At 70.6% G+C, this 22,810-nt stretch carries 22 protein-coding genes; 13 read left to right on the top strand and 9 right to left on the bottom strand.

The window, feature by feature from the left end; translation table 11 throughout:
- Positions 1-48 precede the first annotated feature (48 nt).
- Positions 49-1,326, top strand: a complete 1,278-nt coding sequence (gene ccrA / locus ABZ906_RS11045; protein WP_361380298.1) for a crotonyl-CoA carboxylase/reductase — start codon at positions 49-51, stop codon at positions 1,324-1,326.
- A gap of 73 nt (positions 1,327-1,399) precedes the next feature.
- Here ccrA and ABZ906_RS11040 read toward each other — a convergent pair whose 3' ends face one another.
- Both ABZ906_RS11040 and ABZ906_RS11035 read right to left on the bottom strand, forming a co-directional pair.
- Positions 1,400-1,921, bottom strand: coding sequence for a hypothetical protein (locus ABZ906_RS11040; RefSeq protein ID WP_361380295.1), 522 nt, complete (start codon positions 1,919-1,921; stop codon positions 1,400-1,402).
- 2 nt (positions 1,922-1,923) lie between these two features.
- Positions 1,924-3,234, bottom strand: coding sequence for a hypothetical protein (locus tag ABZ906_RS11035; RefSeq protein ID WP_361380292.1), 1,311 nt, complete (start codon positions 3,232-3,234; stop codon positions 1,924-1,926).
- Between the two features lie 213 nt (positions 3,235-3,447).
- Between ABZ906_RS11035 and ABZ906_RS11030 the strand changes: the two genes are divergently transcribed.
- Together ABZ906_RS11030 and ABZ906_RS11025 are read left to right on the top strand one after the other, a co-directional pair.
- Positions 3,448-5,262: an ABC transporter ATP-binding protein gene (locus ABZ906_RS11030; RefSeq protein ID WP_361381411.1), complete on the top strand. Its 1,815-nt coding sequence runs from the start codon at positions 3,448-3,450 to the stop codon at positions 5,260-5,262.
- A 41-nt stretch (positions 5,263-5,303) separates the two neighbouring features.
- On the top strand, positions 5,304-5,855 hold the full coding sequence (locus ABZ906_RS11025; RefSeq protein WP_361183015.1) for a DinB family protein: 552 nt from the start codon (positions 5,304-5,306) through the stop codon (positions 5,853-5,855).
- Positions 5,856-5,917: 62 nt separating this feature from the next.
- On the opposite strand, the gene ABZ906_RS11020 is transcribed toward ABZ906_RS11025, so the two are convergent.
- Positions 5,918-6,586, bottom strand: a complete 669-nt coding sequence (locus ABZ906_RS11020; RefSeq protein ID WP_361380289.1) for a TetR/AcrR family transcriptional regulator — start codon at positions 6,584-6,586, stop codon at positions 5,918-5,920.
- A 162-nt stretch (positions 6,587-6,748) separates the two neighbouring features.
- Here ABZ906_RS11020 and ABZ906_RS11015 point away from each other — a divergent pair, with 162 nt between their 5' ends.
- The 3 genes from ABZ906_RS11015 (at position 6,749) to ABZ906_RS11005 (ending at position 9,418) form a co-directional block, all read left to right on the top strand.
- Positions 6,749-7,309: an NADPH-dependent FMN reductase gene (locus ABZ906_RS11015; protein WP_361183012.1), complete on the top strand. Its 561-nt coding sequence runs from the start codon at positions 6,749-6,751 to the stop codon at positions 7,307-7,309.
- A gap of 323 nt (positions 7,310-7,632) precedes the next feature.
- Complete coding sequence (locus tag ABZ906_RS11010; RefSeq protein ID WP_361381408.1) at positions 7,633-8,922, top strand: MFS transporter; 1,290 nt, start codon at positions 7,633-7,635, stop codon at positions 8,920-8,922.
- A 25-nt stretch (positions 8,923-8,947) separates the two neighbouring features.
- Positions 8,948-9,418, top strand: coding sequence for an SRPBCC domain-containing protein (locus tag ABZ906_RS11005; protein WP_361380286.1), 471 nt, complete (start codon positions 8,948-8,950; stop codon positions 9,416-9,418).
- A 40-nt stretch (positions 9,419-9,458) separates the two neighbouring features.
- Here the strand turns inward: ABZ906_RS11005 and ABZ906_RS11000 are convergent, their stop codons facing one another.
- The 3 genes from ABZ906_RS11000 to ABZ906_RS10990 form a co-directional block, all read right to left on the bottom strand.
- A complete protein-coding gene (locus ABZ906_RS11000) occupies positions 9,459-10,148 on the bottom strand; it encodes a YoaK family protein (RefSeq protein ID WP_361183009.1) in 690 nt (229 codons plus the stop codon).
- 73 nt (positions 10,149-10,221) lie between these two features.
- A complete protein-coding gene (locus ABZ906_RS10995; RefSeq protein ID WP_361380282.1) occupies positions 10,222-11,724 on the bottom strand; it encodes a carboxylesterase family protein in 1,503 nt (500 codons plus the stop codon).
- Complete coding sequence (locus ABZ906_RS10990; RefSeq protein ID WP_361381405.1) at positions 11,721-12,662, bottom strand: MBL fold metallo-hydrolase; 942 nt, start codon at positions 12,660-12,662, stop codon at positions 11,721-11,723. The genes ABZ906_RS10995 and ABZ906_RS10990 overlap by 4 nt, the downstream gene beginning before the upstream one ends.
- A 141-nt stretch (positions 12,663-12,803) precedes the next feature.
- Between ABZ906_RS10990 and ABZ906_RS10985 the strand changes: the two genes are divergently transcribed.
- Positions 12,804-13,691: a helix-turn-helix transcriptional regulator gene (locus ABZ906_RS10985; RefSeq protein ID WP_361380279.1), complete on the top strand. Its 888-nt coding sequence runs from the start codon at positions 12,804-12,806 to the stop codon at positions 13,689-13,691.
- Here ABZ906_RS10985 and ABZ906_RS10980 read toward each other — a convergent pair.
- The gene (locus ABZ906_RS10980; protein WP_361380276.1) at positions 13,688-14,980 is read right to left on the bottom strand and encodes an ROK family transcriptional regulator; all 1,293 of its coding nucleotides are present in this window, start codon (positions 14,978-14,980) and stop codon (positions 13,688-13,690) included. The genes ABZ906_RS10985 and ABZ906_RS10980 overlap by 4 nt on opposite strands.
- A gap of 188 nt (positions 14,981-15,168) precedes the next feature.
- On the opposite strand from ABZ906_RS10980, the gene ABZ906_RS10975 reads away from it, so the two are divergent.
- The 4 genes from ABZ906_RS10975 (at position 15,169) to ABZ906_RS10960 (ending at position 19,883) form a co-directional block, all read left to right on the top strand.
- Entirely contained in the window at positions 15,169-16,488 is a 1,320-nt protein-coding gene (locus ABZ906_RS10975; RefSeq protein WP_361380273.1) for a sugar ABC transporter substrate-binding protein, read from the top strand.
- Positions 16,489-16,544: 56 nt separating this feature from the next.
- The gene (locus ABZ906_RS10970) at positions 16,545-17,525 is read left to right on the top strand and encodes a sugar ABC transporter permease (RefSeq protein ID WP_361183536.1); all 981 of its coding nucleotides are present in this window, start codon (positions 16,545-16,547) and stop codon (positions 17,523-17,525) included.
- Positions 17,518-18,414, top strand: coding sequence for a carbohydrate ABC transporter permease (locus ABZ906_RS10965; RefSeq protein WP_361183003.1), 897 nt, complete (start codon positions 17,518-17,520; stop codon positions 18,412-18,414). Before ABZ906_RS10970 ends, ABZ906_RS10965 begins: the two co-directional genes overlap by 8 nt.
- Positions 18,415-18,518: 104 nt before the next feature.
- Complete coding sequence (locus ABZ906_RS10960; RefSeq protein ID WP_361380270.1) at positions 18,519-19,883, top strand: GH1 family beta-glucosidase; 1,365 nt, start codon at positions 18,519-18,521, stop codon at positions 19,881-19,883.
- Between the two features lie 143 nt (positions 19,884-20,026).
- Here ABZ906_RS10960 and ABZ906_RS10955 read toward each other — a convergent pair whose 3' ends face one another.
- Entirely contained in the window at positions 20,027-20,473 is a 447-nt protein-coding gene (locus tag ABZ906_RS10955; RefSeq protein ID WP_361183000.1) for an SPW repeat protein, read from the bottom strand.
- Between the two features lie 203 nt (positions 20,474-20,676).
- Here ABZ906_RS10955 and ABZ906_RS10950 point away from each other — a divergent pair, with 203 nt between their 5' ends.
- Together ABZ906_RS10950 and ABZ906_RS10945 are read left to right on the top strand one after the other, a co-directional pair.
- Positions 20,677-21,489, top strand: a complete 813-nt coding sequence (locus ABZ906_RS10950) for a VOC family protein (protein WP_361380267.1) — start codon at positions 20,677-20,679, stop codon at positions 21,487-21,489.
- Positions 21,490-21,543: 54 nt separating this feature from the next.
- Positions 21,544-22,560 carry an RNA polymerase sigma factor SigF gene (locus tag ABZ906_RS10945; RefSeq protein ID WP_361380264.1) on the top strand — a complete coding sequence of 339 codons (1,017 nt, stop codon included), beginning with the start codon at positions 21,544-21,546 and terminating at the stop codon, positions 22,558-22,560.
- Positions 22,561-22,584: 24 nt separating this feature from the next.
- On the opposite strand, the gene ABZ906_RS10940 is transcribed toward ABZ906_RS10945, so the two are convergent.
- Complete coding sequence (locus ABZ906_RS10940) at positions 22,585-22,782, bottom strand: hypothetical protein (protein ID WP_361182995.1); 198 nt, start codon at positions 22,780-22,782, stop codon at positions 22,585-22,587.
- Between the last annotated feature and the right edge of the window lie 28 nt (positions 22,783-22,810).

Below are 22,810 nucleotides of genomic sequence, written 5' to 3'. Positions count from 1 at the left end.
GAACCGAACGAATCCGACACTGGACAGCTGTGCCGAAGGAGGAACGTCATGGATGTGCTCGCAGAGGCAGTCGTAGCGGGAGCCGGCGCGGACGAACTGCGCCGACTCCCCTTACCCGCCGAATACACCGCCGCGCATCTGCGGAGGGAAGACGTGGAGAGTTTCACGGGCGTGGCTGACAAAGACGTCCGGAAAACACTCCACGTAGGAGCAGTTCCGATGCCGGAACTCGCCCCGGACGAAGTACTCGTGGCCGTCATGGCGAGCGGGATCAATTACAACACCGTGTGGTCCGCGATGTTCGAGCCGATATCGACCTTCGCCTTTCTGCGGCATTTCGGCGCGAAAGGCGGCTGGGCCGAGCGGCACGATCAGCCGTATCACGTGGTCGGTTCGGACGCGGCGGGCGTCATCGTCCGGACGGGGGCCGGGGTACGCCGCTGGAACATCGGGGACGAGGTCGTGGTCTCTCCCGTCTACGTCGACGACGAGGAACCCGCGACCCACGCCGACGGCATGCTCGGCGACTCCCAGCTGGCCTGGGGCTTCGAGACCAACTTCGGCGGGCTCGCGCACTACTGCGTGGTCCGCGCCAGTCAACTCCTCCCCAAGCCGGGGCGGCTGACCTGGGAGGAAGCGGCCGCCAATCCGCTCTGCGCGGGCACCGCCTACCGCATGCTGGTCAGCGACCGCGGGGCACGGATGACGCAGGGCGACATCGTGCTGATCTGGGGCGCGGCGGGCGGCCTCGGCGCGTACGCCGCGCAGCTGGTGCGCAACGGCGGCGGCATCGCGGTGGGCGTGGTCGGCAGCGAGGAGAAGGCCGAGCGTGCCCGTGCCTTCGGCTGCCACGCGGTGATCAACCGTGCCGAGATCGGCCTGACCGGCAGCGCTCCCGCCGACCCGGCGGCGGTCGGCAAGAAGCTCGGCAAGCGGATCCGCGCCGCGGTGGGGGAGGACCCGCACATCGTGTTCGAGCACGTCGGCCGGGCGACCTTCGGGCTGTCCGTCTTCGTGGTGCGCCGGGGCGGCACCGTCGTCACCTGCGGATCGAGCACCGGCTATCTCCACGAGTTCGACAACCGCTACCTCTGGATGCGCCTCAAGCGCGTCATCGGCAGCCACGGGGCCAACCTCCACGAGCAGGCCGCGGTGGCCCGCCTGCTGGACCTCGGGCACATCCGGCCCGCCCTGTCGGTGACGTACGACCTCCAGGACACGGCCGAGGCCGCCCGCCTCGTCCAGGCCAACCGCCACACCGGAAAGGTCGGCGTCCTGGCGCTCGCACCCGAGGCCGGTCTCGGCAGGCGGGACGTCGTCGCATGAGGCCCCGGTCGTCGGCGCCCGGTCATGAGCACGTCGGCTCATGACCGGGGTGACCGGATCCGGCGCTACCGGGTCAGCGGACCGTCACCTTGAAGACCGGCGATACGGCGCCGCCGCCGACGATGCGCAGGGAGTTGCGGCCCTTCCAGCCGAGCTTGACCCGCATGTTGTACGCCCCGGAGCGCGCGGTGTAGACCGACGCGGGCAGCGCCACCCACCGCTTGCCCTGCAACTGTTGCAGCGTGACGCGCGTGCCGGGCCGCATGTGGCGGGCGACTCCGTAGACGTGGAAGTCCTGCCACGCGCGCACGCTGCTCGCGGTGGACTTCGCGGTCAGGGTGGGACGCGGGGCCGCAGTCGCGGGGGCCCCGGGTGCGGGGGTTCCGGTCGCTTCGGTTCCGGTGGCTACGGGAGCCGGCGTTCCGGGAGCCGCGGTTCCGGGTGCTGCCGTTGCGGGGGCTTCGGCTCCGGGGGCGGGAGGCGGGGTCGCGGCGCCTGCACCGGCCGCCGCGGGGCCCGTCAGAACGGCGAGGGCCGCCACCGACGCCACCGACACGTACTTCACCGACGCGTACTTCAGCTTCAACCGGTTCACGGTCAACTTCTTGTCTCCATCTCTCTGTTGATTTCTCGCTTGGTCGACTTGCCGAGAAAGCTGCGCCAGCCGCCGTCGGGGAGCTGCCCCACTTCGAGCCTGCGCAGCCTGGCAAGGACGGCCGGGTCCTGGACGTCGAGCCAGTCGACGAACTGCCGGAAGGAGACGAGGCGTACGTCCTCCTTCCCGGCGATCCTCTTGAGGGTTTCCTCGACGGCGTCCATGTAGATGCCGCCGTTCCAGTCCTCGAAGTGATTGCCGACGAAGAAGGGAGCACGGTTCGTCTCGTACGCGCGCCGGAAACCGGCGAGATACGAACCGGTCGCCTGGGTGCGCCAGCCCGGATAGTTGTACGAGGGGGCCCGCGTCGAATTCTTCGACTGGTTGGCCAGGACGTTGTAATCCATGGAAAGGACCTCGAACCGGTGGCCCGGGAACGGGATCTGCTGAAGCGGCAGATCCCACACCCCGAGGCGTTTCTCCGGCCACCGCTGCAGTCCGCCGGGCGACGAAGAGTCGTATCGCCAGCCCCGCTCACGGGCCACGGGCAGCAGATTGCTCTGACCGAGGAGGCAGGGGGTGCGGCCGCCGACGAGTTCCTTGTCGTAGTCGAAAGGCAGCGACGGCAGATCGGTCCAGCCGGTATTCGTGCGCCATTCCTTCACGAAGGACGCTGCCTGGTCGATTTCGCTGTGCCATTGCGCGGGCGTCCAGTTGGCGACGCTTCCGGTGCCGGTGCAGAAGTGTCCGTTGAAGTGCGTGCCGATCTCGTGGCCTTCGAGCCAGGCCTGCCGGACGTACCCCAGCGTCTCCTTGATGTGGTCGTCGCTGAGATAGCCGATGTCGGAGGCGCCGACCGCGTTGTTCGGCGGTCTGTAGAGCCGCTTCTTCGACTCGGGCAGGAGGTAGAGCCCGGAGAGGAAGAACGTCATGCGGGCGTCGTGGTCCTCGGCGAGCTTCAGGAAGCGGGGGAAGAGGCCGGTGCCGACCTCGCCCGCGCCGTCCCAGGAGAAGACGACGAACTGCGGGGGCGTCTCGCCCGGCTCCAGGGGGACCGGGGTGTCGGGCTGCTTCGGCTGCTTCCCCGAGTACGCCGTCGAGCCGTCACCGATCGGCTTCTCCGGCGGCTGCTTCTGCTGCGCGCCGTGCTGGCCGTCGTCCTTGTCGCGCCCCTTTTCCCGCCCCTGCCCGGACGACGAGGGGGCAGCCGAACCTCCGGATCCCCCGTCCTTGGCGCCGCACCCGGCGAGACCCGCGCCCGCTGCCATCGCAAGTCCGAGGCCCAGTGCGTGCCTTCGGCCGACCGAGTGCATAGTCACTCCGTTCACTCGCTTCCTGGTCGAAGACATGTGTAGACCGCAGGAAGATGAACGAATCAGATGAATATATGTTTTTTAACCTTTTTGACCCGAGATGCGTAAGAAGTGATGGACCATCAGGGGGTGTGTACGGGTCCGTCAGTGGACAAGTCGACGGTCGGCGGTGGTGAGTCAGGCAGACCCGCCCGCACCGGCGTCCTGCCTGATGTGACCAAGGACGCGCCGGAGCAGCCGGCCCACGAGAGACCGGCCGCGGAACGGCTCGCGGCCGCCGAGACCTGGCGGGCGCTCTACCGCTACTTCCGCCCGCACCGCGCGGCCGTCGCACTCGGCGCCCTGTGCGCGCTGATCGGCGCGGCGACCGGCCTCGCCCAGCCGCTCGCCGCCAAGGCCCTGGTGGACCGGCTCGGCAGCGACGGCTCGATCGCCGGGATCATCCTCCTGCTCACCGCGCTCGTCGTGCTCGGCACCGCCATCGAGTCCGTCGGCGCGTACGTCCTCGAACGCACCGCCGAATCCGTCGTGCTCGCGGCCCGGCGCACCCTCATCGGGCGGCTGCTGAGGCTGCGCCTGCCGGAAGTGGAGCGCACCCAGCCCGGCGACCTGATGTCCCGGATCACCTCGGACACGACACTGCTGCGCGCGGTCACCACGCAGTCCGTCGTGTCCGCGGTCGCGGGCGGGCTCACCTTCGTCGCGACGATCGTGATGATGGGCCTCATGGACCTCGTCCTGCTCGGCGTCACCCTCGGCGTGATCGTGCTCATCGGCGGCGCGGTGGCCCTGGTGATGCCGAAGATCGCGCAGGCGACGGAGCGGGCCCAGGAAGCGGTCGGCACGATCTCGACCGCACTTGAGCGCGCGTTCGGCGCGTTCCGCACCCTCAAGGCCTCGGGCGCCGAGGAGCGTGAGACGGCGACCGTGCGGGCTGCCGCCGAGGAGGCCTGGCGGCACGGCGTGCGGTCCGCCAAATGGCAGGCGGTGGCCTGGAGTTCGGTGGGCTTCGCCGTGCAGGTGTCGTTCCTCGCCGTCCTGGGCATCGGCGGTGCGCGGGTCGCGTCGGGCGCGATATCCGTATCGACGCTCGTGGCGTTCCTGCTGTTCCTCTTCTACCTGATCGACCCCGTGTCCCGCCTCGTCGAGGGCGTCTCGCAGTACCAGGTCGGCTCGGCGGCCATCGCGCGGATCGTACGGGCCGAACGCCTGGAGGCGGAGGACGTCGCCGGGCCCGGGGAGCAGGGAGGGCGTCGGGGGCCCGCCGCCGTCGCGTTCGAGGACGTGACCTTCCGCTACCGGGAGGGCCTTCCGTACGTCCATCACGGCGTGAGCTTCGCGATCCCCGGACCCGGCATGACCGCCTTCGTCGGCCCGTCCGGCGCGGGCAAGACCACCGTCTTCGGCCTCCTGGAGCGCTTCTACGACGCGACGGGCGGGCGTGTCCTCGTCGACGGCCGTGACGTGCGCGAGTGGCCGCTCGCCGAGCTGCGCTCCGTCATCGGTTATGTGGAGCAGGACGCGCCCGTCCTCGCCGGGACCCTGCGCGAGAACCTCCTCTTCGGGGCGCCCGGCGCGAGCGACGACGAGATCCGTGACGTTCTCGTACGGGCCCGCCTCGACGCACTCGTCGAACGGCTGCCGGAGGGGCTGCGGACGCCGGTCGGACACCGCGGATCCCAGCTGTCCGGCGGCGAACGCCAGCGCGTGGCGATCGCCAGGGCGCTGCTGCGCAGGCCGCGCCTCCTGCTCCTCGACGAAGCGACCTCGCAGCTCGACGCGGTGAACGAACTGGCCCTGCGTGACGTCGTCGCCGAGGTCTCCAGGGACGTGACGGTCCTGGTGGTGGCGCACCGCCTCTCGACGGTGACGCTGGCCGACCGGATCGTGGTGATGGACGCGGGGCGGATCCGCGCGTCGGGCACGCACGAGGAACTGGTGGCGTCCGACCCGTTGTACGGGGAGCTTGCGGCGACGCAGTTCCTCGCCACGGGCGACGACGGCATGATCCGCCCCGGCCGCCGATAACCGCTGGCCGCGCACACGGCTGTGCGGGTTGGATGGCGGCCATGACCAACGGGCGCAGACGAGCGGAACTGTTCGTGGACGAAGAGCGGGACGACCGGCTCGACGCACGGACCACCGGCGACGAGCGGCCCATGCTGGCCGGCTTCCTCAAGGCGCAGCGCACGACGCTGGAGCTGAAGTGCGCGGGTCTCGATGCCGAGTTGGCCCGGCGGTCGGTGGAGCCCTCCACGCTCTCGCTGCTCGGCCTGGTGCGGCATCTGGCCGATGTGGAGCGCCGCTGGTTCCGGCGCGTGCTCGCTGGTCAGGACGTGCCGCTCCTCTTCGGCTCGGACACGAACCCCGACGAGGACTTCGACGGCGCCGTGCCCGAACCGGCCGTGATCGCCGCCGCGTGGGAGGCCTGGCGCGCGGAGGTCGCCTTCGCCGACCGCTTCGTCGCCGACGCCCCCGACCTCGACGTCGAGGGCCACGACGGGTGGCGCGGAAGGGTGTCGCTGCGCTGGGTGCTCATTCACCTGGTCGAGGAGTACGCCAGGCACAACGGCCACGCGGATCTGCTCCGCGAGCGGATAGACGGCGCGATCGGCGTGTAGGTGCCGCCGTCCCGTAGGGGCCGCTGTCCCGGACGGGTTCGTGCGCGGGCCGGTCCTCGGCGTCAGGCCGCCGAGGGCGGTCGCGGCACCAGGCGCGTGACGAGGTCGTGCCACCCGGCCAGTACGCGGTCGAGCGGCATGCCGAGCTCGACGATCAGGTGGTGCACGAGCGCGCTGTCGATGGAGCCGAGCAGGGTGTGTGCGAGGAGCTCGGTGTCGCCCGTGGCGCCCGCCTGGCGCAGCAGCATCGTGACGTGAGTGAGGCGCAGGCGGTTCGCCGGGACGTCGTAGGTGCGCAGGGGGTCGGTCCGGGAGGACAGGATCAGTTCGTGGTGGTCGCGCTCGTGGCGGATGACCGCGGGGCCGAACGCGTGCAGGCGCTCCAGGGGCGGGGCGTCGGGGCCGAGGGGGGCCGGTCCTGTGAGGAAAGCGGCCTGGAGCTGCTGCTCGCGGTGGTCGAGGAGGGCGACCAGGAGCCCGGTGCGGTCGCCGAAGCGCCGGAAGACGGTGCCCTTGCCGACCCCGGCCGCCGTCGCCACCGCCTCCATGGTCAGCTGCGCGGCCCCGCACCCCGCCATCAGCTGCGAGGCCGCTTCCAGCAGGCGGGTGCGGTTGCGCGCCGCGTCGGCCCTGAGGGGCGGCGGGTCGTTGATCGGGGTGAGGGCGAGCTCGGTCGCCCCGCCCGGTGTGCCGGGCGAGGAGGGGGAGGGCGGGGGAACGGAGCCGGTCATGGGGCAAGCGTAGCGCTGCGAGCAGCTAAGTGGACCGCGGTCCGAATAGGTGGTACACATTTAAACGGACCCCGGTCCGCTTGACGCGCGATCTGTGTAGCCGCGTATCACCCCGCATTGCCCATATGTGAGTCCGTCCGCACCTCTTTCTGGAGTTCCGCCATGTCAGTACGCATCCTCGCTCTCGTCGGCAGCCTCCGCGCCGGCTCCCACAACCGCCAGCTCGCCGAGGCCGCGGCCAAGCACGCGCCCTCCGGTGTGGAGATCGAGCTGTTCGAGGGTCTTGCGGACGTGCCCTTCTACAACGAGGACATCGACGCCGACGGCACCCTTCCGGCCGCCGCGGCCCGCCTGCGCGAGGCGGCCGGCAGCGTCGACGCCTTCCTCCTCTTCTCGCCCGAGTACAACGGCACCATGCCCGCCGTCCTCAAGAACGCGATCGACTGGCTCTCCCGCCCGTTCGGCGCCGGTGCGCTCTCCGGCAAGCCGGTCGCCGTCGTCGGCACCGCCTTCGGCCAGTACGGCGGCGTGTGGGCGCAGGACGAGGCCCGCAAGGCCGCCGGCCTCGCGGGCGGCGCGGTCCTGGAGGACGCCAAGCTCTCCATCCCCGCCTCCCTGACACGCTTCGCCGAGACCCACCCGGCCGACGACACCGAGGTCGTCCAGGGCCTCACCGAGGTCGTCTCCCGCCTCACGGAGCAGGCGACCCCTGCGGCTGCCTGACGCTTTAGCGGGCACCGCAGCACCTGGAGCGCGGGGGACGGTAAAGCACTTTCGTGGCCCGTGGCCGGCAGGCTAGCCTGCCGGCACCACGTGGTCCCTGTAACCCCCGTGGCCCCCGCGATCCTTGAGGAGCAGGAAGCGAGATGCCCGGTCACTGAGCACGCGTTGACGTCGTAGGTCGCCATCGGCCTGTCATCGCGTGCTGCCCCTGAGTTGCGGCACGGCGAACCTTTTCCTGCCTCAAAGGGGTCTCTGTGCCGTTCGCTTTCCGTGGCGTTTCACGTGCTGTTTCCCGTACTGCTCCCGCGCGTCCCGCGTCGAGGCTGTGGCGTGACGCCGATTTCCGCAGGCTCTGGTCGGGGCAGACCGCGTCGCAACTCGGGGCGCACGCCTGCCAGGTGACCCTGCCGCTCATCGCCGTGGTGGCGTTGGACGTCGGCGCAGGCCAGCTCGGTGCCCTGCGCGCGGTGGAGCAGGCGCCGATCCTGCTTTTCTCCCTCTTCGCCGGCGCGTGGGTGGACCGCAGGCGTGCCCGCAACGTGATGGTCGTCGCGGATCTCGGGCGCGCTCTCGCGCTGGCCGCGGTCCCTCTCGCGTACGTGCTCGGCGTGCTCGGGATGCCGACGCTGCTGGTGGTCGCCTTCCTCGTGGGTGTCCTCGGCGTGTTCTTCGATGTGGCCTATCAGGCCTCCCTGGTACGGCTGTTGGAGCGCGACCAGTTGCCGGCGGGCAACAGCGCGCTGGAGGGCAGCCGTTCCGCGGCGCAGATCGGCGGGCCCGCGCTCGGCGGCGCGATGGTGTCGGTGTTCTCGGCGCCGATCGCCACCGCGGTCAGCGCGTTCTTCTTCGCGCTGTCCTTCGTGTCGATCCGCCGTATCCGCCGCCCCGAGGCAGTAGTCGAGAGCGCAGTAGTCGAGAACGCGGGAGCCGAGAACGCGGGAGTCGAGAGCGCTGAGGGCTCGCATCGCGTTCTGCGGCACATACGGGAAGGCCTCCATCTGGTCCTCAGGAACACCTTGCTGAGAGCCGTGGGCCTCGCGTCCGCCCTCTTCCAGTTCTCCTTCGCGGCCGTGATGACCGTCTATCTGCTCTTCCTGCCCCGCGAACTGCACCTGTCGGGCCTGGCGGTCGGCCTGGCGCTCGCCGCTATGGGCCCTGGCGCGGTGGTGGGTTCCCTGCTCTCGGCGAGACTGCCGGGGAGATTCGGTTACGGCAGGGTCCTGGTGGCCTCGGCGGTGCTCGCCGACGGAGTGATGCTCTGCGTACCGGCACTGCACGGCTCCACCGCCCTCACCCTCACCGCGCTCATGGGGATCAACTTCTTCTTCGGCGTCTTCAGCCAGCTGGTCAACGTCACGGCCATGGCCGTACGCCAGGCCATCACGCCCGTCCGGATGCAGGGCCGCGTCGTCGCGACCATCAATTTCGTCGGCATGGGCCTGACGCCGGTCGGCTCGCTGCTCGGAGGCTTCCTGGCCGGGGCGCTGGGGCTGCGTACGAGTCTGCTGCTGACCGCCCTCTGTCTGGCACTGTCCCCGCTGTTCATGGCCCTCTCCCCGCTGGCGCGGCTGGGGCATCAGCTGCCGCCCGAGGACGACATGGCCGCCGGGTGACGGATGTGGTCCTAGATTGGTCCCCATGGACTCGACGTACTCGACCGAGGTGTCCGGGCACGTGAACGCCCCGCGTGCGGCCGTCTATCAGGCGCTCGTGGACGCGGACGCGATCGCGCGCTGGCGCGTGCCGGACGGCATGAGCAGCCTTGTGCACGCCTTCGACGCCCGCGAAGGCGGTCGGTTCCGCGTCTCGCTCACCTACGAAGACGCCTCCGGCACCGGCAAGTCGGCCTCGCACACCGACACGTACCACGGCCATTTCGCGAAGCTCGTACCGGACGAGCAGGTGGTGGAGGTGCTCGCCTTCGAGACCGCGGACGAGGAGCTGAGCGCCACCATGACGATGACGACCACGCTCACCGACGCGGACGGCGGGACCGACGTCCGCATCGTGCACGAAGGCATCCCGGACAGCGTGCCCGCCGCCGACAACGAGACGGGCACGCGGATGGCGCTGGCGAACCTCGCCCGGCTCGTCGAGGGCTCACGCTAGACAGCCCAGTTCCTCGTACGCCGCCCAACTCGTACGCCGCTCAGCTCGTACGCGGTTCCGCCGCACCCGGCAGCAACGCCGTCAGGGCGACCAGGGCGAGCAGCAGCAGTGCGGGTGCCAGCGCGGCGACCGTGCCGTGGTGGAGCTGCAGCAGCCCGCCCACGAGAGCACCGGCGAACATCGCCGCGACCGACGCGAACCTGCGCACGGACGCCGGACCGAAGCGGTCGGCGGCCAGGCCGGTCAGGGTGCGCGTGAGGACGGTGGTGTTCAGATCGGGTACGGCGAGCTTGCCGACCACGGCGTTCTGCAACCCCATCCCCAGCGCGAGCAGCACGATCAGTACGTCCCTGACGTCGGCGGCGACGTCGAGCACCAGAGCCGCCGCCACCAGCACCGCGTGCGCCCCCACGATCAGCGCGAACAGCCGCAGCGGCCGCGCGACCCGTGGTGCGATCCGCCCGCCCAGCCACGCCCCGACCACAAAGGACCCGGCCGCCAGGAGTGACGCCGTCGCGGACAGCTGCACGTCGCCCGCGAGCGCGAAACCCAGGAAGACCACGTTGCCGGTCATGTTGGCGACGAAGACACGGTCGAGGCCGAGATAGCTGACGGCGTCGACGAGGCCCGTGACGAAGGTCAGCACGACGAGCAGCGGCGGCAGCACGCCGTGATGGCCCTCGGTGTCGGGGAAGAGGAGGGCGGCGGCCCGGCCGAGCAAAGAGTTCATGCCGTTCCATCGGCAGGGACAGGCCGCGGCCCGACCCACGCGGCCCGCGGCCCGACCCACGGCGGCCCGCCGCTCACCGTTTCCAGGCCCGCCGTATGCCGCCCCGCAGATCCTCGTGCGCCGTCCAGCTCCGACCGATGACCGTCGTGATCCGGCGGCGCGTGTCGTACGGAGCCCAGCCCGGATCGCCGTCGCGGGCGAAGCGTATCCAGGCGGCGTGCATACGCGGAGCCAGGTCGGCAGGAGGGCTTCCGGTGCCGAACAGTGCCCCCTCGCCGTGCAGTCGGGCCGTGTCGAGGCCGAAGACGAAGGGGAGTTCCATGGTGTGGGTCGCGCCGAGCAGCCCGTCGAACGCGTGCGAGCGCCAGTCGAAGAGATAGCTGTAGGTGGCGCCGGAGGACCGCTCGGCGTGAGCGTCGGCCAGGGCCCAGCTCCCCGCGCCGAACAGCGCGTCGCCCATGACGGCCGAGCGCAGCTCTCCGGGGGCGGCCCCGGGACGGGCCGCGCGGTAGGCGTCGAGGAGCAGGTCCGGTTCGGGGTGGGAGCGCTCGGCGGCGGCCCGGACGTCGGCCTCCGTGGAGACGGCGTAGGCGCCGGAAGGGACGAGGTAGAGGTTGCCTTCTTCGGCGTTGGTGCCGACGAGGAGATCGATGCCGGTGCTGCCGTGCCCGGCGGCGACGGCGTCGGCGGGCTGGCGGTCGGCGACCACGCTGAAGGGGCTGAGCCCGATCAGCGGGTCGTACGCGGTCGTGGTCCGCAGGTCGATGCCGCCGAGCCGGGCCGTGGCCTCGACCAGGCGCGCGTCGGGCACGGCCGCGAAGGCGTCGGCGTGCGGCGCGATGCCCAGGGCCGACGCTGCCGCCTGCGTCACCCGGGCGGCCTGTTCGGGCGAGAAGGCGCCAAGGCCGCTGCCGCTCTGCACGACGGCGCGCCGCACGAGGCCCCTGCTCTCCGGCGCGGCGATGACGGCACCGGTGAGGGTGGCGCCCGCGGACTGGCCGAACAGCGTGACCCGGTCGGGGTCCCCGCCGAACGCGGTGATGTTCTCCCGTACCCAGCGCAGGGCGGCGAGGACGTCGAGAAGGCCACGGTTGCGGGGCGCTCCGGGCAGGTCCAGGAAGCCGCTGATCCCGAGGCGGTAGTTCACGGTGACCAGGACGACGCCGCTTCGCGCGAAGGCCGTGCCGTCGTACAGGCTCGCCCTGGTGGATCCCGCCACGAAGCCGCCGCCGTGCACGAAGACCATGACCGGCAGGGCGCGGCCCTCTTCCCGGCTGCGCTGCTCGGGCGCCCAGATGTCGAGGGTCAGATAGTCGTCGCCCGGGATCCAACCGGGCCCGAAGTAGGGCGACATGTCGATGGCGCCCAGGTTCCGCTCGGCCTGCGGCGCGGTCGGCCCCGCCGAGGTCGCGTCCCGCACGCCCTCCCACGGGGCGTGCGGACGCGGCGCGGCGAAGCGTCCGGCGCGGGCCGGTGGCGCGGCGTACGGGATGCCGCGGAAGACGGCGACGCCCTCGTGCAGGGCGCCTGCGACGGCGCCCTGCGCCGTGGTCACGGTGTGGTGCGCGGCGGTCATGCCTGCGCCGCCTGTGCCTCGTCGGCCGCTTCCCGCGTATACGGCGTGAAGGGGGCCCACCCCTTGACGGCGAACCCGCTGCCCGAGCGCTCGACCTCGGCGGCGCCATGACCTCCCAGGTGGGCGGGGACCACGAGCGCATGGTGATCGGCGGCCCAGCCGAGGATGCGCCGGCGGGTGGCGCGGGCGCCCCGGGGGTCCTCGCAGAAGCAGCTGTTGTGCTCCGGGTCGACGAGCTGGACGGGGCTGTGCAGCAGATCGCCGACGAAGACCGCGCGGTCGCCGCCGCTGTCGAGGGTGAGCACGCTGGAGCCGGGCGTGTGCCCCGGGGCCGCTTCGAGGCGCAGATTGCCGTCGATCCGGTGGCCCCGCTCCCATAGCCGCACCTGGCCCGCGCGGTGCACGGGGGCGACGCTGTCCTCGAAGACGTTCTGGTTGCCGCGGCCGAGCAGGGGCTTGTGGCCGTTCTCGGGGTTCCAGAAGTCGTAGTCTTCCTTGGGCATGAGATAAGTGGCGTTGGGGAAGGTGGGGACCCACTCCCTGTCGTCCAGGCGGGTGTTCCAGCCGACGTGGTCGACGTGCAGATGCGTGTTGATCACGATGTCGACGTCCTCGGGGGCGGCACCGGCCCGTTCGAGATCGGCCAGGAAGTCGGTGCGCAGGTGGCTCCAGACGGGGGAGTAGGGGCGTTCCTTGTGGTTGCCGGCGCCCGTGTCGACGAGGATGGTCTTCCCCTCGCTGCGCAGCAGCCAGCTCTGGACCGCGGAGTTGACGATGTTCGTCCGGGGGTCGAGGAAGTCGGGGGCGTGCCAGGCGGGGTCGGATCGCCAGGCGTCTTCGGGGGCCGTGGGGAGGAACTGGCCGGGCGTCATGCCGACGGGGCCGTAGTACTCCTTCACGCGGGTGACGCTGACGTCGCCGAGTTCGATCTGTGCCAGTTCCATGCGGGTCTCCGTGGCCGGTGCGGGTGGGCTTCGGATCACCACCGTCGCCGGTGTCCGCGCAGGTCAGCCAGACCCGCCGCTGCCTACCCCGCACAGGGTCAGGCTGGCGCGGGCGGGCCGGTGCAGACTGGGGGCATGAGCGAACGAGGCCGACTCGGCGACTTCCTGTACGCGCGGCGCTCCCGGCTGCGTCCCGCGGACGTGGGCCTGCGGGACTACGGCGACCGGCGGCGCGTGTCGGGCCTGCGCAGGGAGGAGCTCGCGCTGCTCGCCGGGGTCAGCGCCTCGTACTACACGAGGCTGGAGCAGGGCCAGTCGGTGGGAGCGTCCCCGGAGGTCCTGGACGCCGTCGCCCGGGCCCTCGACCTCGACGAGGCGGAGCGCGGGCACCTGCACGACCTCGCCGGCGCGGGCCGCAGGCGCGCACCGGCACACCCACCGCGGCCCGAGCAGCCGGGACCCACCACGCTGCACCTGCTGAGCACCCTGGAGAGCGTCCCGGCACTGGTCAGCGGCCGCCGAGCCGACGTACTCGCCTGGAACCGGCTTGGCCACGCGCTGTTCGCGGCGCATCTGAGCCCCGACAGCCCCGAGCGGGCGGCCGAGCGCCCCAATCTCGCACGGATGCTGTTCCTGGACCCCCACACCCGTGCGCTGTACGCCGACTGGGAGGCGAAGGCCAAGGCCGTCGTCGAGAACCTGCGGATGGTCGCGGGACGCCACCCCGACGACACGCCGCTCACCTCGCTCATCGGTGAACTCACCGTCAAGAGCCCCGAGTTCGCCGCCATGTGGGCCGACCACGGGGTGCACCCCTGCGACTTCGCCAGTTACGAGATGCGGCACCCCCTCGTCGGCACCCTCACCGTGACGCAGCAGAGCCTCAGTCTCCCGCAGGCGGCGGACCAGCAGCTGGTGCTGGCCGTCACCGAGCCCGGCTCACCGTCGCGGGAGGCCGTGACCCTCCTCGGCCAGGCCGCCGCTGCCGGCGAGCGCCCGCGCACCGGGAACCTGCGCCCCTAGGACGGCTGCCGCCCCTGCAACGCGGTCTGCCAGCCCGGCAGTTCGGCCTCGCGCACCGGCGCGGCACGCCGCCCGCCCCGCGCGAAGAAGTCGGCGAGCGGCAGCGTCGCCGCGCCCACCGTCACCGCGTCCGGGCCCAGGCGGCCCAGGTCGATGGCGACGCGGCCCGCCGGGTACGCGAGGGCGTAGGTGGGGATGTAGCGCTTGACCGCGGTCAGGAAGCGCTGCCCGAGCTGGAGCCCGGCCCAGCCGCCGACGAGGATGCGCTCGGGCTGGAAGAGGTTGATCAGGTCGGAGAGGCCCGCGCCCAGGTACTCGGCGGTCTCTTCGAGGACCAGCAGGGCCGTGGGGTCTGGCGCGCCGCCGGCCTCCGGATAGGCGGCGTCGAGCATGGCGGTGAGCGCGCTCTCCTCGTCCGTGCCGCCGGGCGGGCGCCCGCCCGCCTCCTGCCACCGTTCGAGCAGCGCCTCCGCCCCCGCGTACGCCTCCAGGCAGCCGAGGGCGCCGCACCGGCACTGTCTGCCCTGCACCCGCACGGTGAGATGCCCCCACTCGACGGCGCGGCCCTGCTCGACGTCCTCGGTGACGACGCAGGCGCCGACACCCGAGCCGAACAGGACCACCACCGCGTTGCGCGTCCCGCGTCCGGCACCGAACCACATCTCCGCCTGGCCGAGGGTCTTGGCGCCGTTGTCGATGAAGTACGGCACCTCCGCGGGCAGTTGGACCCTGTCCCGCAGCAGTGATTCGAGCGGTACGGCGTTCCAGCCGATGGTTTGCCCGTGTACGACTGCACCGATGTCACCGTCGTGCGCGACGATTCCGGGCACGCCGATCCCGACGCCGAGGAGTCTTTCGTTCGTCGCGCCCGCCGCGGCGAGCACCTCGCCGATCCCGTCGCGAATGTGCTCAGCGATCCCCTCGACGTCATGGGCCTTGTGCGTCAACGGCCTTTCCGCACGGGCGAGTTCGGACAGCGAAAGGTCGAAGAGCTCGACGCGTACGCGGGTCTCGCCGACGTCCACGCCGATCAGCTGACCACGGCCCGGCGCGACCCGCAGGAGCGTCCGCGGGCGCCCGCCGTCGGACTCCACGCTGCCCGCCTCCTCCACCCACCCCTCCGTCACCAGCTCCGCCACGACGTTGCTGATGGAACCTGAACTCAGCCCGGTGGCGGGCCCGAGCGTGAAGCGGCTCATCGGTCCCTCGAAGTACAGCCGCTGCAGTACGGCGGCGCGGTTCTCCCGCCGCAGGTCGTGCACCGTACGCCCGTTGCGCTGCCCAGCCATGTAGTTCCTTCCGGCCTGCTCTGCCTCGAAGTTGGTCCTGTGTGACCCCTTGACGGTATCTTCCCCGCCGGTTTAACTCACGTCCTAAATTAAGTCATGAGGTCATTCAAGAGTTGAACGCGGCGCTGCCTCCAGCCGGCGCTGAGCCATCCGACCCATGCCTTCGTCCGGAAGGGACACCTGGAGCCATGCGCAGATTCCGAGCCGCCGCCGTCGGCGCCGTCACACTCTCGCTCGCCCTCACCGCGTCCGCCTGCGGCGGCGGTTCGACGACGAGCGGCGAGGGGTCCAACGACTCGCCGAAGACGCTGACCTACTGGGCGTCGAACCAAGGCCCCAACATCGAGGCGGACAAGAAGATCCTCAAGCCCGAACTCGCCAAGTTCGAGAGGCAGACGGGCATCAAGGTCAAGCTCGAAGTCATCCCGTGGTCGGAGCTGCTCAACCGGATCCTGACCGCGACGACGTCGGGACAGGGCCCCGACGTCCTGAACATCGGCAACACCTGGAGCGCGTCGCTGCAGGCCAGCGGGGCGCTGCTGCCCTGGGACGAGAAGAACTTCGCCAAGATCGGCGGCAAGGACCGCTTCGTGGAGTCCGCGCTCGGCTCGGCGGGGGCGCCGGACAAGGACCCGGCCGCCGTCCCGCTGTACTCCATGGCCTACGCCCTCTACTACAACAAAAAGATGTTCGAGGAGGCCGGCATCGACAAGGCGCCCGCCACCTGGGACGAGATGGTCGAGGACGGCAAGAAGATCTCCAAGGGCGGCAAGTGGGCCCTGGGCGCGGAGGGCGCGAACCTCTCCAACAACATCCACCAGGTCTTCGCCCTCGGCAAGCAGCACGGCGCGGACTTCTTCACCGAGGACGGCAAGCCCGACTTCACCTCCTCCGGCGCGGTCGCCGCGGTGAAGCAGTACGTCGACATGATGGCGAAAGACAAGATCATCGCGCCGGGCAACGCCGAGTACGCGCAGAACCAGTCCCTGAGCGACTTCTCCAAGGGCAAGACGGCGATGGTGCTGTGGCAGGCCGCGGCCACAACCTTCAAGTCGCAGGGCATGAGCGAGGACGACTGGGGCGTGGCCCCCGTACCGGTCCAGTCCGGCGCCCCGGGTCAGGGCAAGGCCACCAACTCGATGGTCGCCGGCATCAACATGGCCGTCTTCAAGAACACCAAGAACATCGACGGCTCGCTGAAGTTCGTGAAGTTCATGACCAGCGACGCGGAGCAGAAGATCCTCTGCAAGTCCTACGGTTCCGTGCCGCCCGTCAAGGCGGCCCAGGAGGACGCCGCCTTCGACCGTCCCGAGCTGAAGGTCCTGCGCGACACCCTCGCCAAGAGCGCGGCCCCGCTGCCGCAGGTGGCCAACGAGTCGCAGTTCGAGACCGCGGTCGGCACCGCCGTCAAGAACCTCTTCGCGAGCGCCGCGGACGGCCGTGAGGTCACCACCGCGTCCGTGAAGGCCGAGCTGGTCAAGGCTCAGCAGCAGATGTCCAAGCAGTGAGCGACACGACTGTGACTACTGGGACTACCGGGGCCACTGGGACCCCCACGACCCTCGTGCAGGGAGGCAAGGAGCCGCCCGCGACCGCCCCGGAGACGGGGCGGGGCCCGCGGCTGCGCCGCCCCGGCAGGCTGCGCCGCATCGGTCTGCCGTATCTGCTGCTGCTCCCCGCCCTCCTGCTCGAACTCCTCGTCCACCTGCTGCCGATCGTCATCGGCATCATGATGAGCTTCAAGGAGCTCACCCAGTTCTTCATCCGCGACTGGGGCGCCGCGCCCTGGTCGGGCCTGGACAACTACAAGGTGTCGGTGGACTTCGACGCACCGGTGGGCGAGGCGCTGCTGCACTCGTTCCTCGTCACCTGCGCCTTCACGCTGCTCTCGGTGGGGCTGTGCTGGCTGATCGGGACGACCGCAGCCATCTACCTCCAGGAGACGTTCAAGGGGCGGGGCTTTCTGCGGGCGCTCTTCCTCGTCCCGTACGCCCTGCCCGTGTACGCCGCGGTGATCACCTGGGGCTTCATGTTCCAGCGGGACAACGGCCTCATCAACCACGTCATCCACGACCAGCTGGGCCTCACCGACAGCGCGCCGTTCTGGCTCATCGGCGACAACAGCTTCTTCGCGCTGCTCACCGTGTCGGTGTGGAAGGGCTGGCCCTTCGCCTTCCTCATCATGATGGCCGGGCTGCAGAACATCCCCAGGGAGATGTACGAGGCGGCGGCGCTCGACGGCGCCGGCATGTGGCAGCAGATCCGCCGCATCACGCTGCCGTCCCTGCGCTCCGTCAACCAGGTCCTCGTGCTCGTCCTGTTCCTGTGGACGTTCAACGACTTCAACACGCCGTACGTCCTGTTCGGCAGGTCGGCGCCCGAGGCCGCGGACCTGATCTCGATCCACATCTACCAGTCCTCGTTCGTCACCTGGAACTTCGGCACGGGATCCGCCATGTCCGTACTGCTGCTCCTGTTCCTGCTCGCGGTGACGGGCGTCTACCTGTGGATCACTTCGCGCGAGAGGAAGTCCGCCCATGTCTAGCGTCCGCCTGGCCGCGCGGCCCCGCGGGGCCGCGAAGCCCCGGTCGCCGATGGCGGCACCCCGCTCGTTCCTCTGGTCGCGGCGGATCTTCCTGACGCTGCTCACGGGATTCGTGCTCCTTCCCGTGTTCGTGATGGTCTCCAGCTCGCTCAAGCCCCTCCAGGACGTGTCGGGCGAGTTCCGCTGGATGCCGAGCGGACTCACGATCCGCCCGTACATCGACATCTGGGAGACCGTCCCGCTGGCGAAGTACTTCGTGAACTCGCTGATCGTGGCGGGTGCGGCCACCGTCTGCTCGGTGGTGATCGCCGTCTTCGCCGCCTATGCCGTCAGCCGCTACCAGTTCCGCGGCAAGCGCGTTTTCACGGTGACCGTCCTGTCCACCCAGATGTTCCCCGGCATCCTGTTCCTGCTGCCGCTGTTCCTGATGTACGTCAACATCGGCAACGCCACGGGGATCGCCCTGTTCGGCTCGCGGGGCGGGCTCATCCTCACGTATCTGACCTTCTCGCTGCCCTTCTCGATCTGGATGCTGATCGGGTACTTCGACTCGGTGCCGCGCGATCTCGACGAGGCGGCGCTCGTCGACGGCTGCGGTCCGATCGGCGCGCTCTTCCGCGTCGTCGTGCCGGCCGCGATCCCCGGCATCGTCGCGGTCGCCGTCTACGCGTTCATGACCGCATGGGGAGAAGTGCTCTTCGCCTCCGTCATGACGAACGAGGCCACCCGCACCCTCGCCATCGGCCTGCAGGGCTACTCCACCCAGAACGACGTCTACTGGAACCAGATCATGGCCGCGTCGCTGGTCGTGAGCATTCCCGTGGTGGCGGGCTTCCTGCTGCTCCAGCGGTATCTGGTCGCCGGCCTCACCGCCGGAGCCGTCAAGTGACCCATCCCGTTAGGCCAGAACCCGTTACGCCAGAACCCGTTACGCCAGAACCCGTTACGCCCGAATCCGCTACACCTGATCCCGTCACGTCTGAGAGGACGTCTGTGTCCGAGCTCATCGACCTTGCCGCACTTCCGCACGACTTCGCGTGGGGCACGGCCACATCGGCGTACCAGATCGAGGGGGCCGTCACCGAGGACGGCCGTTCCCCCTCCATCTGGGACACCTTCTCGCACACCCCCGGAAAGATCGACAACGACGATCACGGTGACGTGGCCTGCGACCACTACCACCGCTGGCGCGAGGACATCGCGCTGATGAAGCAACTGGGCACCGACGCCTACCGGTTGTCCCTCGCCTGGCCGCGCATCGTGCCCGGCGGCGACGGGCCCGCCAACCCCAAGGGCCTGGACTTCTACGACCAGTTGATCGACGCGCTCCTCGAAGCGGGCATCACGCCGTCGGTGACCCTCTACCACTGGGATCTGCCGCAGGTCCTCCAGGACCGCGGCGGCTGGCCCGCACGCGAGACGGCCGAGCACTTCGCCGCGTACGCCGCCATCGCCGCCGAACGCTTCGGCGACCGCGTCACCCAGTGGGCCACGCTCAACGAACCCCTCTGCTCGGCCTGGATCGGCCACCTCGAAGGCCGGATGGCGCCGGGCCTGACCGATCTGACCGCCGCCGTGCGCGCCTCGTACCACCTGCTGCTCGGCCACGGTCTCGCCACGCAGGCGATCCGCGCCGCGGCCCCCGGCGCGCAGATCGGCATCGTCAACAACCTCTCCACGGTCGAGCCCGCGAGCGACCGCCCCGAGGATGTCGCCGCCGCCCGCCGCGTGGACGGGCACACCAACCGCTGGTGGCTCGACCCGGTCCACGGCCGCGGCTTCCCCGCCGACATGCGGGAGGTCTACGGAGTCGAACTCCCCGAGCGGGCAGGCGACTTGGAGACCATCGCGCAGCCGCTGGACTGGCTGGGCCTGAACTACTACTTCCCGGCCGTGGTCTCCGACGACCCCGCGGGCCCCGCGCCCTACGCCCACCAGGTACGCCGCGAGGGCGTGCCCCGCACCGGCATGGACTGGGAGATCGACGCGAGCGGCATCGAGACGCTCCTGCTGCGCCTGACGAACGAGTACGGCGCGCGCAAGCTGTACGTCACCGAGAACGGGTCGTCCTACCCCGACGTCGTACGCCCCGACGGAACGATCGACGACCCGGAGCGCACCGATTACCTGGTCCGCCATCTCGCCGCCTGCGCGAGCGCCGCGCGCAAGGGGGCACCCCTCGCCGGGTACTACGCGTGGTCGCTGCTCGACAACTTCGAGTGGGCCTACGGCTACGACAAGCGGTTCGGCCTGGTGCACGTCGACTACGAGACGCAGGTCCGCACCGTCAAGGGCAGCGGCCGGCGCTATGCCGACATCATCCGCGGGCACCGGAGCGGCGTGAGGCGCGCCGCCTGACGCGTTCGTACGGCTGACGTGTCCGCACGACTGAGATGTCCGTACGGCTGACGTGTCCGCATGACTGACGGCGACTCCCGGTTCTCCGCGGATCCGGGAGTCGCCGCCGTTTTCCGGCTCCGCCTTTCTGTCCCGGGCCGGGCTCAGGCCGGGTTCGTCCTGCGGCCTTCCTTCGCCGCCGCGCCGGTACACATGAGGCCGAGCAGGAGGGTGAGGGCGCCGATGATGACGTTGGTCAGGATGACGCCCATGTCGGGGCTGCTGCCGACGATCCACGGCGACACGATCATCCACACGCCCATCGCGCACATGGCCCAGCTCAGGCCGAGCATCCTGGCCGGTGCGACGGTGAATCCGAGACCCAGCAGGCCGATCGCGATGCCCATGATGAGGTTGTGCGTCGCGAGCGCGGGCTGGCTGGCGGTGAAGTGGACCACCCAGGCGGAGACGGCGCAGAAGAGGCCCGTGAGAAACACGGGCCCGTCCACCATCGCCACGCTCTGGCCACGGAGTACGCGGGCATGCCGATCCCGCATTTCGGATACGTCAGGGTGAGCGGCAATGTCTCCCCTGTGTGAGACGTCGGCCATGAGACTCGACTCCTCTACTTCGTGCAGGCCCGATCAGGCCGCGCGGCGGGATGTCGCGCACATCCATTCTGCTCTTATTTTTTCCTTATGCGAAGTTCTGGTGACTTTGGTCCCTCCGACGAGAGCGGAAGGTCCCGTATCAGGGGCCTTTGTCTGCGGAACCACTGGCGGGACCGCAGAAACTCGGGTGAGGAGAGCACGCCGTGACGACGGACATCGGAACGACCACAATTCCCGCCCCGCGCGCCTCGGGGACGACGCGCGGTGCCCCCTGCTGGCTGAGCTACGCCGCACGTGACGCGCGGGCCGCCGAGGAGTTCTACGGACAGGTCCTCGGCTGGTGCCGTGTGCCGCTGCTCGGGCCCGCGGGCAGGACGCGCTCCCTGGTCCTGCGGGCCGGCGCACCGGTGGGGGCCATCAGCGAGACCTCCTGCGACCCCGGCGTCCACGCGGGATGGATGCCGCACTTCGCCGTCGACGACCTGGACGGCGCGGTGGGACGCCTCCGCGACCGCGGCGCCACCGTCGCGGTCGGCCCGCTGACCACGCGGGCCGGACGCGTCGCCGTGGCGGCGGGACCCCACGAGGAGGTGTTCGGTCTGCGGCACCAGGCCCCCGACCGCCGCTGGACGGTCGGCGACGGTCCCGTGGCGCGGATCGAACTGCACACGGGGGACGTCTTCGCGGCGGCCCTCTTCTACGGCGGCGTGCTCGGCTGGGCGGGCGAGTCCGCCGACAGCTGCCAGGTGGAGTACTCCCGGGGGCAGATCGTGGTGCGCGAGGGGGCGTGCGCGGGATCCCGCCCGGTCGCCACGCTCGGCGGCGCAGCGGTGCCGGGCTTCGAGGGTCAGCACCGCTGGCACACGAGTTTCCGTGTGACGGACGTCGACGCGGCGGCCGGCAGCGCACTGGCCGAGGGCGGACGCGTCATCACACCACCACGGGGGACCGGCGGCCGAAGGGAGGCCGTCCTCGCGGATCGCGAAGGCGTTCCCTTCACGGTCGTGGCGGAGTGAGCCGGGCGAACCCGGGTGCCGGTGGAGAGGGAGCCGGCAGAGAGCGAGCCGGCAGTGAGCGAGCCGGCAGAGAGCGAGCCGGCAGAGAGCGAGGAGGACGATCAGACGATGTTCAGTTCCATGGCGAGCGCGAGGGAGAGCGCGGACCACAGGGCCGATCCCATAGGGCTGCCGACCGTGCCGACAGCGCAGACCGCGACAGCGCCGACCGTGCCGGCTCAGCCCGGCGAGCGCTCGCGGGGCGAGGCCGTCGGACTGCCGTGGATCGAGGAGGCCGACGAGGTCGCGCCGCAGGACGCGCGGGAGCTGTCGAAACTCTTCTTCGAACGGCTCCGCACGCTGGAGCGCGGCTCGCCCGACCACACCTACACACGCGACACCCTGATCGAGATGAACCTCTCCCTGGTGCACTACGTCGCGGGCCGCTTCCGCAATCGCGGCAACGGCCAGCTGGAGGACCTCGTCCAGGTCGGGACCATCGGCCTCATCAAGGCGATCGACCGGTTCGACGTGGACCGGGGGCACAAGTTCGTCTCGTTCGCCGTCCCCTGCATCCTCGGGGAGATCAAACGCCACTTCCGTGACACCAGCTGGGCCGTGCACGTCCCGCGCAGACTCCAGGAACTGCGCACCGACCTGCTCAAGGCACAGGAGCGGCTGTCCTGTGTCCACGGCCGCGAACCCACGGTCAAGGAACTCGCGGCCGACCTGGACGTGGCCGAGGAGCAGGTCCTCGAGGCGATCGTCGCCGCCAACGGCTACGCGGCAGGCTCACTGGACGCTCCGCACGGACCCGGCGACCCGGGCGACACGTACAGGAGCGGCCGCTCGCTCGCCGATGCCATGGGCGCCCCGGACCCCGCCATCGAGGTCTTCGAGCACCTCCACGACCTGGCCCCGCTCCTGGCGGAGCTCGACGAGCGCGAGCGCCGCATCATCGAGATGCGCTTCGGCCAGGAGATGACGCAGGCCGAGATCGGCGCCGAGCTGGGCATCTCGCAGATGCATGTGTCGCGGCTGCTGTCGCGCACCCTCGCACGCCTGCGCACGGGCCTGGGGGCGGGGGAGTAGGAGGACCGGCGGCGGGACGGGCGCTCAGGGGTGGTCCGGGCGCTCCTCGGGCGGGGTCCCGCCGCCGGGGCCGCCGCCCTTGCTGCCCTTGTCCGTGCCGTGCTCGTGGCCCCCGGCCCCGCGTGACTTGCCCGGCTGGCGGGCCTTGAGCTCGGCGCTGTCCTGGGGGGTCGCCGCGCCCTTGTCGCTGCGGCGCTGTGCGGGCTGCTGCGGGTTCGACATCGAGATCGCTCCCATCACGTGATCCGGT

This window comes from Streptomyces sp. NPDC046925, assembly GCF_040644915.1.
GTDB lineage: Bacteria > Actinomycetota > Actinomycetes > Streptomycetales > Streptomycetaceae > Streptomyces.
The sequence above is the reverse complement of the archived record's forward strand: the minus strand, read 5'-3'. Positions and strand labels throughout refer to the sequence as shown.

Coding starts and splice junctions, on each gene's coding strand:
- ABZ906_RS11015 (WP_361183012.1), top strand. CDS start 6,749: ATGTCAGTACGCATCCTCGCTCTCGTCGGCAGCCTCCGCGCCGGCTCC.
- ABZ906_RS10995 (WP_361380282.1), bottom strand. CDS start 11,724: ATGACCGCCGCGCACCACACCGTGACCACGGCGCAGGGCGCCGTCGCA.
- ABZ906_RS11005 (WP_361380286.1), top strand. CDS start 8,948: ATGGACTCGACGTACTCGACCGAGGTGTCCGGGCACGTGAACGCCCCG.
- ABZ906_RS10985 (WP_361380279.1), top strand. CDS start 12,804: ATGAGCGAACGAGGCCGACTCGGCGACTTCCTGTACGCGCGGCGCTCC.
- ABZ906_RS11035 (WP_361380292.1), bottom strand. CDS start 3,234: ATGCACTCGGTCGGCCGAAGGCACGCACTGGGCCTCGGACTTGCGATG.
- ABZ906_RS11025 (WP_361183015.1), top strand. CDS start 5,304: ATGACCAACGGGCGCAGACGAGCGGAACTGTTCGTGGACGAAGAGCGG.
- ABZ906_RS11020 (WP_361380289.1), bottom strand. CDS start 6,586: ATGACCGGCTCCGTTCCCCCGCCCTCCCCCTCCTCGCCCGGCACACCG.
- ABZ906_RS10965 (WP_361183003.1), top strand. CDS start 17,518: ATGTCTAGCGTCCGCCTGGCCGCGCGGCCCCGCGGGGCCGCGAAGCCC.
- ccrA (WP_361380298.1), top strand. CDS start 49: ATGGATGTGCTCGCAGAGGCAGTCGTAGCGGGAGCCGGCGCGGACGAA.
- ABZ906_RS10940 (WP_361182995.1), bottom strand. CDS start 22,782: ATGTCGAACCCGCAGCAGCCCGCACAGCGCCGCAGCGACAAGGGCGCG.
- ABZ906_RS11000 (WP_361183009.1), bottom strand. CDS start 10,148: ATGAACTCTTTGCTCGGCCGGGCCGCCGCCCTCCTCTTCCCCGACACC.
- ABZ906_RS10975 (WP_361380273.1), top strand. CDS start 15,169: ATGCGCAGATTCCGAGCCGCCGCCGTCGGCGCCGTCACACTCTCGCTC.
- ABZ906_RS10980 (WP_361380276.1), bottom strand. CDS start 14,980: ATGGCTGGGCAGCGCAACGGGCGTACGGTGCACGACCTGCGGCGGGAG.
- ABZ906_RS10955 (WP_361183000.1), bottom strand. CDS start 20,473: ATGGCCGACGTCTCACACAGGGGAGACATTGCCGCTCACCCTGACGTA.